We start from the raw sequence: 11738 nt of genomic DNA, 5'->3' as shown, positions 1-11738 counted from the left end.
TCCACCTCATTTTAAACAATAATAAGGGCTTTGGATTGTCTACTCATTAACTCAATTAAAAATGGGGGTATTACCCTTATACTCTTGTTCAGATTTTGAAAATTTATCCATTTCAGCTTGAATCGTGTCCATATATTTTGAAATTTTTTCTAATTTGTCGCCCTGTTGTTCATTTTTTCGTGATAGCGCAGCACTAGATTGCTCCAGTTGTTTATTTAAATTGATCTGCTGAATAAGCTTGTTGGCTTGTTCGGAATTGGTTACTTGAAGTTCCTCAAAAAACTGATCTTGTTCTTGAGATTCTTCAATAAGTTGCTTCACTCTAGCAGTCAGTTTTATGTTTTTTTCTTTGAGGGCTTCATGCTCTTGCTGTAGAGATGCTTTAGCATTTTCTATTCTAGAAAATTGCTTTTTGAAGTCGCTGAGCTGTTGCTGTAACTCAATATTTTCCTCAAGATGACTTGTCGCAACATCATCAAGCAGAAAATCACAATATTTAAAAAAATCGGCTTCTGTCAGTGCAAACGGCATGGCATAGGCAATTTTTAAATGCTCGATAATTTCACGCCAACTTTTACCCGTGCGGTACAGCTCAGTGATTTCATTCTTTCGGCCCTCAAGCCATCTACGTTTATTGAAATAAGGGGTTTTAGCCATCACTCAATATCCTTGTAAAAACTATCGTTATAAACATAGCCATCACTGCTTTTGGACGCTAAAAACCTCTTACCCTCATCACTGCTTTTCCAAGCCAAAAGTAGCGCTCTTGAACCTTGATTGGCCTCGTCTTTAATCGCCCTAAAATAGCTATGGATTTCGGTATTATTTTTAATTTTTGCGGTTGAAGCTCGGACATAGCTGAGGTTTAACTTTCTTCCACCTGCACCTAAAAAACTGCGGTTCATTTTTGACTGAAAATAGGCGGTGAATATGCCATAGAGCTTGCCGATCTGGACACGTACACCACGATAACCAATATAGCCCTCAAGGGAGGTGCAGTCACTCCGAGCGAATAAAAACGTAAGTGGTGATAATTGGGAAAGTCTATACCGATAAGTTGGTGATGTTTAAGGTGAATGAACACAGAATTTTCAAGTAATAATCGAGTGGTATCAACATGCTTTGGCTAGCATGATTTACTTGAAAAACTGTCTTAAAACGATTCTACAATCGTGAGAATGAATTGTCTTGGCCGACAAGGATATTTTCAAACTGTTGATGCAGTATAAATACGTACAAACGAGTGGTTTTAAGAACCCAGTCCTCTTTAAGAGGCTGGGTTTGTCTTTGTATGATTATAAACATCTCTATTTCTTTCTGGTTTGCGATCTAAGCTATCTTATTTTGAAAATGTACCTTTGATTGGAAAAAGAGTTAATCGAGCTATAACCCCCTATTTCTTACGTTTAAATCATGTTGACAACAAGATCAAAGAAAAAAAGATAAATAAAAAGATTATACAAATTGATCTCACTCTCTCAAGTACCCCACACCCCTCGCTTTGCTCGGGCTGATGGTGAACGTTGAGAGAGTTTCGGCAATACTCACCCTAAGGGCGTGATTTTGAAAAAAATCAACATCCCTTAAGTATTGCCGAATAACCTGATTGGGCTGACGGAGCCACGCATCGGTCGTATCCGCACATAGCTTTGCAAACTATGCAGACAAGGACTAAAGGTTTTGCACCTCTCTCCACGCGCTCCCTGTCGCTACACGGCTGTATCTCTGCGAGGGTTTCCCCAACATGCAACTTAACAGTCCGATGCAACTACTCCCAACGCTCCGCTTATGTGAAGTTCCCCTGTAGCGGTTTAGCCTTTCGACTATCGCAATATAACGCCAGTGACACTTATTCCTACCACACGTTATACGTGTCTAACCGAAAAACGGGCACACAGAAGTAGACAAAGCTTGAACGAAAAGTATCTCGTTGCTTAATTGATGAGCATAACATTCTGATTAACGAAGATTTTTCATTTTGGGGCTTGTATTTTCCGTATAGTTTTATAAAATAGGAAGTGGTACAAAAGCCTTTGGTGAAATCATAACGGTCGTCAAACCTTATGATCTTCGTTAGTAGATGTCTCACCATCAACTAACTGCGTACCCATAGATTAACTAAAAGTGGTGAAAGGATGCAAGTCTTTTCGCCACTTTTTTTCATTAATTTTCAAGCGGTTAACATATACCGCAGATTAGCAATACCATTTTTTTAATAAACTATTTGTTTAAAATTACTTAAGCATATCTAGCTTAAAGCTATTTTTATTAAAAAATAGAACGGTTAACACTTAAAAGTTAAAGAAGGATCAAACACCCAAAAGCCGTTTAAAGAATCCTTTCTTTTCTTCTATTTGTGGTTCATTTTGAGGTGTTTCTACCTGTTCATTAGGCTGTTTTTTCTGTTTCTCAAAACTGTTTCCATCTGTTTCGGGTACTGTTCCCACTGTTTCTACACTGGATAGGCTTCCCTTGTAGGTAATCATCAGTTTATAGTCATCGAAATCCTTCCTAACACTTGATATCTCTTGCTTTAGGAACTCTTTATCTTGTTTTAATTCTTTAACTTGTTCGCGTAATTCTCTCAATAAATCCTCGTTGTTTCCGCTGTTTCCAGAAACAGGTTGGGTACTGTTTTCGGAAACAGCTGGAGAAACAGATTTTTTCGATGAACCAAACACTCGAATCATGTCCTGTACATCAATAACTTGTACACCATCATGATTTTTTTGTGGTGTTAGATCACCACGTTTAATGGTTTTATAAATTGTGGTACGTCCAACCTTGAACTGTTTGGATGCTTCCACAATAGTGAGCAAGGACATATCTGTTTCCTAAGATTTTAATTCTTAAAATAGTTCGCTATGCGTTCCTGCACGAACGAAAACAATCATATCGAACTTAGAAAGTGCCTCAATACGATAAACTAATAGAAAATCTCCACCGACATGTAATTCACGGCAGTTTTTCCATTGGCTGCCATTTAAGGCATGATCAAGCCATTCAGCACCTAAAGGTTCATCATTGGCGATTAGAAGCATCATAACTTCCTTCAGCTTTCCCATATCGTAACGACCACTACGAGAAAGCCTTTGCCAGTCTACTAAAAACTCTTTGGTATAATCAGATGAGCGAGGTAAAACCGCACGTTTAGATTTAGCTGTTTTTTTCGAGGTCATTAAACAATTCTTCTACAGTTTCAAAACGGGCTTTTTTTGCTTGGATTAGTCCATCTGCTTCATTCAGGGCTGAAATGGTCTTGGCGTTCGGTACACGGACATCAAACGGTATTGCTTGTTCTGCCACGACACGAGTTAAAAAGATCCGTACAGCATCAGAAACAGACATACCCATTAATTTTAAGGCCTGTTGTGCTTGAAGCTTAGTATCATCATCAATTCGAACATGCAGCATTGATGTTTGAGAAGTCATATCTTCACCTTAACGTTATGTAACTCAATTGAGTTACATAATAGCATATTTTTAATTTTATAAAGCTACCGTCTTGAGCTTTTATTAGTAAAATCTGCTAATCAAACTCGTGCAACATTGATCAATAAGTAGGTGCGGAACAATCAAAAAGTATAAAAAAACCCATTCGGACTTGAATGGGTGAAAAATAGAAATCTACAGCTTTGATTTCAAAGGGAAATTATATACCATTTCGTATAAGGTGTCTTATGTTAATTTTAGAGAAACTCATAAATGAATATAATAATTTGATTAGAATCCATTCTCTAAAATTCGGATATCAATACCAAGCACATCATTTTTTACCTTAAAGTGATGTTCTCGCATATGTACGGTTGCAAGGTGGGCATCTAAATGTTTGATACTTTCCCATTTTTCCAACATAACCACTGTATTCTTCAATGGCGCCTGATAAGACGCATGACTCTCATGATTAATAAGTAATTCGTAACCAAAACAGCCATCTTCTTCAAGCACTGTTGGTGTGATCTCCTTGAATGAATTGATTACATGTTGAAGATGCTCTGAACCGGGTTTTATTTTAATTTCAGCAATAATTGTTAACATCATCTACCTCTATATCACTTATGCAGAAAAATTACGGATCAAATGTTGGCGATAGTCATCTTTTATTTGTGGTACGTTTGGTGCTTTGATGACGTCATGAGCAATAAATGTTGACATGCTTTGCATACCAAGAAACTCATTGGCTTTTCGAAAAGGCAAATAAACCCCATCTACACCTTTCCCTTCAAAAAATTGTTTTGGATCAGTAAATGCTTCAGCAGGTGCATTCCAAGTTAATGACAGCATAAATTTTTTGCCATGCATTAAACCTCCCGAACCATATTTTTTAGAAGTATCCGAACGTGAGCGACCATCATTAGCGTATATATGACCATGACCTTCAGTAAATACATCATCAATATATTTTTTTACTGTCCATGGTGCACCCATCCACCAGCCTGGCATTTGATAAATAATAGCATCAGCCCAAAGATATTTTTTTACCTCCTCTTTTGGATCAAAAGCACTATCAGCACGCGTAACTTTAACTTTATGACCTAATTCGGTTAATACTTCTTCTGCTAAAATTGTCAAGGTATCATTCAATTCACCATTAGAATGAGCAAAAGTTTTAGCACCATTGATAATTAAAATATTATTCATCTTCATCCCAAATTGAGTAGAGAAGTACAATATAAATTTAAGATTCATCAACATAAATACAGCTATTAACAAAACATTATTGATTAATTGTTAATAATTAAAATTGATATATAATTAAAAATGATTTTTTATTAATGATTTACTTAGATATGAAATCTACATTTGATGAACTTTTAGTATTTGTTACGATCGCTGATTGTGGCTCTATAGTGAAAACAGCAGAACAATTAAATCAAACAACATCTGCTATCAGTCGCACATTACAACGCCTCGAAAAAAAATTAAATGTTAAATTAATCGAACGTACAACCCGTAGCCTTAATCTTACCTATGATGGAAAAATTTTTTTAGAAAGAGCAAGAAAATTACTTTCTGATTTGAATGAAGCTGAAGAGTTGTTAATTAATCCAGGTACTGAACCTACAGGCTTAATTAAAATAGATTCAGCAACACCGTTTGTATTGCATGTAATTATTCCATTAATACCAGAGTTTATAAAACGATATCCAAAAATCAGTATTGAACTAACTAGTCATGATCATGTAATTGATTTATTAGAGCATAAAATAGATGTTGCTATACGGTTTGGTGATCTAGAGGACTCAAGTCTCTATGCAAAATTATTATATAAAAGTCGTTTGTATATCGTTGCTAGTGCTGAATATCTTAAAAAAAATAACTCACCGAAAACTATTATTGAGTTAAATAAGCATAGATTATTAGGATTTAGCCATCCTTTGCATTTAAATAATTGGCCAATTTATATAAATGATCAACTATATAAGACTTCACCATCTATCACAGCCTCTAATGGCGAAAGTGTTCGTCAACTTGCTTTACAAGGCGTAGGGATCGCTTGTCTATCTGAATTTCTAATTTTAAAAGATATAAAAGAAGGCAGATTAATTGCTTTATTTGAAGATGAAATAAAAATTCATGAGCAAAAAATTCATGCTGTTTATTACAAAAAAAATTATATCCCTAAAAGAGTTAGATTATTTATTGATTATTTATATGAAAAATTACAACAATTTAATTAATTTTAAGTGGATTATTCAAACCAAATTTTGAATAATCTCTAATTTTTTTAGGTATATTTTAGTTCAATAATGTTTGAAATAAATCTTCATTTAACATAATGGCGATTATAAATTTTTTTTAAATTTCTTTAATTATCATAAGGATACTATCATCTTTTAAATCCCGTATAACGTGTATTATGTTAATTTTAGGAAATATTAACTTTACATAGATAAAACTAATATATTATTTTTCTTATAATTTCATAAATATCAATTGTCTAATAAAGCTTTAAATCCTATTGCTAAGTCTGTATTGTTCTATCAGAAAGATACTATAGAGTGTAATATGCATAATTTATCAGTAACAGATTTAGATCAACTCATCGAAAATACGTTAAAAGAAAACAAAGATACCAGTAAGGTATTGATTGGATATAAGTTATTTCACGATCTCATGAATGATCCTAAATTTTATGAAGAGGTCACTAATTCAGCTCTTAGTCCAACTAAAAGAAAATATAAAAATCTGAAAATTAAGATTACGACTGATGAGTATCAGCTTAACTTTAATTAAAGTACTGATACTTAAATTAAAATTCACCAATTAAGTATTGTAGAATTTTTTACTTATCTACTTTTTTATTGTTTTAAAATACGATAAAGTGATATTTCATTTCCTGATTAAGCCCCATATGCGCCCCCGAATACGTAAGTTTTTACATTCTCTTTATTCATCACCAAATTCAAAAGTCCTCGAATTAAAATATAACTTAAGCGGTTATAGTGATTTGGGCTTACTCAAAAAAAATAAGAAATCTAACTGTCAAAACATTAGAGCAGCTATTACAAGTATTCTATATGAGCGTGGCTATACTCCAGCCGAAATTTCTTTATTAACGAACGAATAGCTTGAATCAAAAAGCCCCCATAATTTTATGAGGGCTTTATCAATTGCTCATTACCTTAAAGTAATAATAACAGTCTTAATATGATTGGCTTCTAATTCGGTTACTTCAAAGTGTGCACCTTGATAATCTAGCGTTGATCCAACCTCTACCACACCATTAGATTTATCCAGAATCAGCCCTGCAACACTGATATAGCCTGCATCGTACTCTACTAGGTCTAATCCTGATACGAGTTCAAGCTGATAAAGATCTAACATGCCGGATGCTTTCCACGTGTGGTCATCTAGCTTCACCAAATCTAGTTGTTCATCTGCATCAGGAAATTCACCTGCAATTGCTTCAAATACATCAAGCGGTGAAATTAAGCCTTGTACATTACCAAATTCATCATTGACTAAAACCAATGAACCTTTAGACGTTCGTAAAGTATTAATCGCATCAATCACTTTCATGTTTTCAAAAATAAAAATTGGACGATGACGTTTAATTAGTGCCTTCAGCTGTTCCTGATCATCCAGTACTTCTAATATTTCTTTAGCACGAACGACACTTAAGACTTTATCCAAACTACCTCGACAAACGGGAAATAGGCTGTGTGGGACAGATAATACCTGTTCACGGATTTTTTCAGGTGTCTCGTTTACATTGATCCAGGAGATTTGACTTCGTGGAGTCATGATAGAAGCAACCGATCTTTCAGCTAGGGTAAGTACCCCTCCAATCATATAGCGTTCTTCATCCGCAAATGCTTCTTGGGCTTCGGCATGACGAGGACTATCTGAGACCGTTTCCATTTTTCCACCCATCAATCTTAAAATTGAGTCGGCAGTACGATGACGTAATGGGATTCTTGATTCATGCTTTGTTGCGTTGCGTTGGCTAAACTGGTTAAAAGCTTCAATCACAATTGCAACACCGATACCCGAATAGATGTAACCTTTTGGAATATGGAAGCCAAAGCCTTCTGCTATTAAGCTAATACCAATTAAGAGCAAGAAACTTAAGCAGAGGATAATTACAGTAGGGTGACGGTTTACAAAACTGGTGAGGGGTTTAGATGCAACCAACATGACAACCATAGCTACAATCATAGCCACCATCATCACATAAATATTATCTACCATCCCAATCGCGGTAATAACCGAGTCTAATGAGAACACGGCATCTAACACTACGATCTGAGCTACAACTGCTGTAAAACTTGCATATACAACATTGGTTGTAACATGTACTTCTGTCTTACCTTCGATTCGCTCATGCAATTCACTGACTGCTTTATAAAGCAGGAATAAACCACCAAATAAGAGAATCAGATCTCGACCAGAGAAGGTCCAGTCAAAGACTGTAATCAATGGTCTGGTCAAAGTGACTAACCAAGCAATTGCAAACAATAAGCCCAAACGCATTAACAATGCTAAGGATAGACCTATGATACGAGCTTTATCACGCTGCTCAGGAGGAAGTTTATCTGCCAAAATGGCAATAAAGACTAGGTTATCGATACCTAAAACAATTTCTAAAACAATCAGGGTGAGTAAGCCTACCCAAATTCCAGGATCTAACAAGAATTCCATTAGACCATCTCCTCTAAAAATCTAAGAGAAGTTTTGCTTTTTTTAAAGTTTGTACCCGGCGAAGGATCCATCTAAGTTTAACCTTTTTAATATACCTAAATTGTGATGTGGATCTATGATTTTAGACCACGTCTATAAGTGATAATCTACTCCCCAATAAGCATGGGAAATGCTTGTTTCTGGAGTCAACCATGACACGAAGAAAACGTCGTAATCACTCAGCAGATTTCAAAGCTAAAGTTGCTCTCGCAGCAATTAAAGGCGACCACACACTCGCTGAGCTTTCTACTCAATTCGATTTACATCAAAATCAAATCATTGATTGGAAAAATCAACTGCTTGAGCAATCGATCAATATTTTTTCACGACCAACAGCACAACAAGAACCAGAGATTGATCTTAAAGCTTTACATGCCAAGATAGGACATCAGGCATTGCAAATTGATTTTTTAGAAGGTGCACTCAGAAAAACAGGGCAACTGAGCGGCAAAAAATGATCGATAAGACCCATCAACTTTCGGTACGACAACAATCGCAATTGATTCAAATCAATCGCAGCACGTTGTATTACAAGCCCAAAGAGATTTCATCAACTGATTTGAGTTTAATGCGTCTAATTGATGAAATTCACATCGACTACCCATTTATGGGCAGTCGAATGATACGAGACATGCTACAGCGTCAAGGATATCAAATAGGTCGGCGTAAAGTCCGACGTTTAATGCGCTTGATGAGAATACATGCCTTGTATCCAAAGCCCAATACCAGTAAGCCTAATCTTGCACACCGTATTTTTCCATATCTTTTGAAAAACATGGTTATAGATCACTCTAATCAAGTCTGGTGTACAGATATCACGTACATTCCTATGGCTAAAGGCTTTGTCTATCTGTGTGCGATTATAGATTGGCATAGTCGTAAAGTACTGGCTCATAGTGTATCGATCAGTATGGAAACAGACTTTTGCATAGATGCGTTGCAAGAAGCAATTGTGAAATATGGTTGTCCTGAGGTGTTCAATACAGACCAAGGCAGTCAATTCACAAGCGAGGCATTTTTGAATGAGTTAAAATTGCGAAATATCCGTATCAGTATGGACGGAAAAGGACGGTGGATGGATAATGTGATGATTGAGCGTTTATGGCGCAGTGTGAAGCATGAGGAAGTCTATTTGAAGGCTTACGATACGGTTAAACAAGCAAAACAATCAATTGCTGAATATTTGGATTTTTATAACACGATACGTCCTCATTCAAGCTTGAATAAGGCAACACCAAATGAATTTTATGATCGACATTTACCAAAAGTAATGGCAGCATAATTTAAATATTTAGAGCGGATTTATCACTTATAAAACTAGATTGAGTGGTCTAATTAACGGAACCACATCAAACCTTGCTTATGAAAAGAAGACCATGTTCCAAAATTACCTAAACGAGGAGCTTTAATGGTCACGAATGTTTCGGCTCTAGGATTAATTTCATTTACTTTATCTGCGACATCAGATACTACAACTTTTGGTATTGCTGTAATTTCTTTTGCAATAGCATCTTGCCATAGGCTCATTGCCTTACCATATGACAAAGTTGTGAATCCAAATACTCTATCTAACTTTGCTCTAGCTTCTTTGTTTAATAACTCAACAAAAATAGATTTAATACCTTTTCCTCTAACTCCATGAAATAAAGCTAAACCTTCAGAATAGTTTTTGGGAATTCTTAAGTAAACGAAATGCGGAATTAACTCCGCATTATGTTCTTTTTTATCAAAAGCTGTTTTACCAGTGTTTATATCTAAAATAGGATTTGCAACACCATAATCTCCTACACATACCCATCCATGTATAGTTCTTGTTGTAAAATCAAAGATAAAATCATCTCTAAAAAGAATTGATGTTTTGGCTTTATGGTCAATAATTAGCCCCAACTTTTGGTTGGCTTTTATCCATGTTTCAATAAATGAAAAACCATCTACTGTGCCTTTGATTGAACCTAATTTGGCATATCCTTTATTCTCTGTAGCCCGGTCAAAAACGCTGATTTTATATGGATGAAGTGTATGCATAACTATCTAAATTAATTATTTTCAATTGTTAATTATATACATAATTGAATTATCTAAATAATTTTTTTATTAACGATCTACAGATTCATTTAACATAAAATCTCTTATGCGAAGTCAAAATGTTAGAACCCATTTAAAGTGTCTATATTCTCACCAATAAAAATGTCTAGTTTATGATGGTTTTTATCATCATGGACTGGATATAAATATAGATGCTAATCACTATGTCTAATAAAGAAATTCAACGTCTTGCAGTCCTGCAAGACGTTCGAGATCATCGTATTACCCAAGTCCGTGCTGCTGAAATCCTGAACCTATCAACTCGTCAAATTACTCGGTTATTGAAGAAGCTCAATCAAGATGGTGTTTCAGCTATGGCCCATGCTAGTCGTGGTCAAGCTGGTCATCATCGCCATGATGAATTGGTCAAATCACAATGTCTTTCCATTATTTCTGAACATCTGCTGGGCTTTGGTCCCACCTTAGCGCATGAGAAGCTCAGCAGTATGTTTAACCTGACTATCCCAGTAGAAACGGTTCGGCGTTGGATGACGGCTAATGAGCTATGGATTCCACGCTCCAAACGCCTGAAACGTCCATATCAACCGCGCTATAACCGTGATTGTCTCGGTGAGTTGATTCAAATTGATGGCTCATATCATGACTGGTTTGAAGGTCGGGCTGCTAAATGCTGCTTGCTGGTTTATATCGATGATGCGACGGGCAAGCTGTTACATCTGCGCTTCTGTCAGGCTGAAACGACCTTTGACTATATGCTTTCAACCCGAGCCTATATTGAACAATACGGCAAGCCTTTGGCCTTTTATAGCGACAAACATTCAGTATTTAGGGTGAATCAAAGTAGTACACAACAAACGAAGGTGACTCAGTTTGGTCGAATTCTGAATGAGTTAAATATTGATATTATCTTCGCCAACTCCCCACAGGCCAAGGGTCGCGTAGAACGCGCCAATAGAACCCTTCAGGATCGTCTGATTAAAGAGATGCGCCTTGAAGGTATCAATAGCATTGCAGAAGCCAATACATGGCTGCCCTGCTTTATGGAGCAGTTCAATCAGAAGTTTGCCAAGTGTGCGAGAAATCCGAAGAATTTACATCGGCCCTTAACGGAATCTAATCTTGAACTAGATGATATTTTTACCTGGCAAGAACCACGTAAAGTGACGAAGAGCCTAACGATTAGCTATGACAAATGTATTTACCTACTTGAGCCGACAGAATTAAATCAGACGCTCATAGGACAGCACATTGCATTCTTGGAATACCCAGATGGGACTGTGGCCATGATGCATAAGGGACGAAAGATCAATTATAGCATCTTCAATAAACTGCTTGGATTACAACAAAATGAAGTGGTGGAGAATAAAAGATTAGGTTCAGTTCTAGCCCATATCCAGCAACAACATGAAGAACTGGATAAGCAAAACAAACGATCTAGATCCAAGAAAAGTATGCCGAGTCGTAAAGCTCAGAAAGCCATTATTGAACAAAGAAAGTTAAATCCTGTG

13 protein-coding genes are annotated in these 11738 nt (G+C 36.0%); 4 read left to right on the top strand and 9 right to left on the bottom strand.

Annotated features, from left to right (window positions below; genetic code table 11):
- Positions 1-51: 51 nt before the first annotated feature.
- The 7 genes from SE27_RS13340 to SE27_RS13310 form a co-directional block, all read right to left on the bottom strand.
- Positions 52-657 (bottom strand): hypothetical protein, encoded by a 606-nt coding sequence (locus SE27_RS13340; RefSeq protein WP_039624373.1) that lies wholly within the window; start codon positions 655-657, stop codon positions 52-54.
- Entirely contained in the window at positions 657-905 is a 249-nt protein-coding gene (locus tag SE27_RS13335; protein WP_039624371.1) for a hypothetical protein, read from the bottom strand. The genes SE27_RS13340 and SE27_RS13335 overlap by 1 nt, the downstream gene beginning before the upstream one ends.
- A gap of 1404 nt (positions 906-2309) precedes the next feature.
- Positions 2310-2825 (bottom strand): plasmid replication DNA-binding protein, encoded by a 516-nt coding sequence (locus tag SE27_RS13330; protein ID WP_039624369.1) that lies wholly within the window; start codon positions 2823-2825, stop codon positions 2310-2312.
- 24 nt (positions 2826-2849) lie between these two features.
- On the bottom strand, positions 2850-3179 hold the full coding sequence (locus SE27_RS13325) for a type II toxin-antitoxin system YafQ family toxin (RefSeq protein ID WP_039624367.1): 330 nt from the start codon (positions 3177-3179) through the stop codon (positions 2850-2852).
- On the bottom strand, positions 3157-3432 hold the full coding sequence (locus tag SE27_RS13320) for a type II toxin-antitoxin system RelB/DinJ family antitoxin (RefSeq protein ID WP_039624366.1): 276 nt from the start codon (positions 3430-3432) through the stop codon (positions 3157-3159). The genes SE27_RS13325 and SE27_RS13320 overlap by 23 nt, the downstream gene beginning before the upstream one ends.
- Positions 3433-3723: 291 nt before the next feature.
- On the bottom strand, positions 3724-4038 hold the full coding sequence (locus SE27_RS13315; RefSeq protein WP_039624364.1) for a putative quinol monooxygenase: 315 nt from the start codon (positions 4036-4038) through the stop codon (positions 3724-3726).
- 18 nt (positions 4039-4056) lie between these two features.
- Positions 4057-4641 (bottom strand): NAD(P)H-dependent oxidoreductase, encoded by a 585-nt coding sequence (locus SE27_RS13310; RefSeq protein WP_039624362.1) that lies wholly within the window; start codon positions 4639-4641, stop codon positions 4057-4059.
- Positions 4642-4790: 149 nt separating this feature from the next.
- Here SE27_RS13310 and SE27_RS13305 point away from each other — a divergent pair, with 149 nt between their 5' ends.
- Together SE27_RS13305 and SE27_RS13300 are read left to right on the top strand one after the other, a co-directional pair.
- A complete protein-coding gene (locus SE27_RS13305; RefSeq protein ID WP_039624391.1) occupies positions 4791-5681 on the top strand; it encodes a LysR family transcriptional regulator in 891 nt (296 codons plus the stop codon).
- A 328-nt stretch (positions 5682-6009) separates the two neighbouring features.
- Positions 6010-6237, top strand: coding sequence for a hypothetical protein (locus SE27_RS13300; RefSeq protein WP_039624360.1), 228 nt, complete (start codon positions 6010-6012; stop codon positions 6235-6237).
- 384 nt (positions 6238-6621) lie between these two features.
- Here SE27_RS13300 and SE27_RS13295 read toward each other — a convergent pair whose 3' ends face one another.
- The gene (locus tag SE27_RS13295) at positions 6622-8145 is read right to left on the bottom strand and encodes a TerC family protein (RefSeq protein ID WP_039624358.1); all 1524 of its coding nucleotides are present in this window, start codon (positions 8143-8145) and stop codon (positions 6622-6624) included.
- 191 nt (positions 8146-8336) lie between these two features.
- On the opposite strand from SE27_RS13295, the gene SE27_RS13775 reads away from it, so the two are divergent.
- Positions 8337-9466, top strand: a protein-coding gene (locus SE27_RS13775; RefSeq protein ID WP_148308931.1) for an IS3 family transposase whose coding sequence is annotated in 2 segments (ribosomal slippage) — positions 8337-8589 and positions 8589-9466 — 1131 coding nt in all. Because the reading frame shifts where the segments join, the coding sequence is not laid out codon by codon here.
- Positions 9467-9519: 53 nt separating this feature from the next.
- Here the strand turns inward: SE27_RS13775 and SE27_RS13280 are convergent.
- Positions 9520-10209 carry a hypothetical protein gene (locus tag SE27_RS13280; protein ID WP_039624356.1) on the bottom strand — a complete coding sequence of 230 codons (690 nt, stop codon included), beginning with the start codon at positions 10207-10209 and terminating at the stop codon, positions 9520-9522.
- 212 nt (positions 10210-10421) lie between these two features.
- On the opposite strand from SE27_RS13280, the gene SE27_RS13275 reads away from it, so the two are divergent.
- Positions 10422-11738: ISNCY family transposase (locus SE27_RS13275; RefSeq protein WP_039624390.1), on the top strand; the 1317-nt coding region annotated here is incomplete at its 3' end.

The organism is Acinetobacter harbinensis, from assembly GCF_000816495.1.
Classification (GTDB): Bacteria; Pseudomonadota; Gammaproteobacteria; order Pseudomonadales; family Moraxellaceae; genus Acinetobacter; species Acinetobacter harbinensis.
This window is presented reverse-complemented; position numbering and strand designations above follow the sequence as displayed.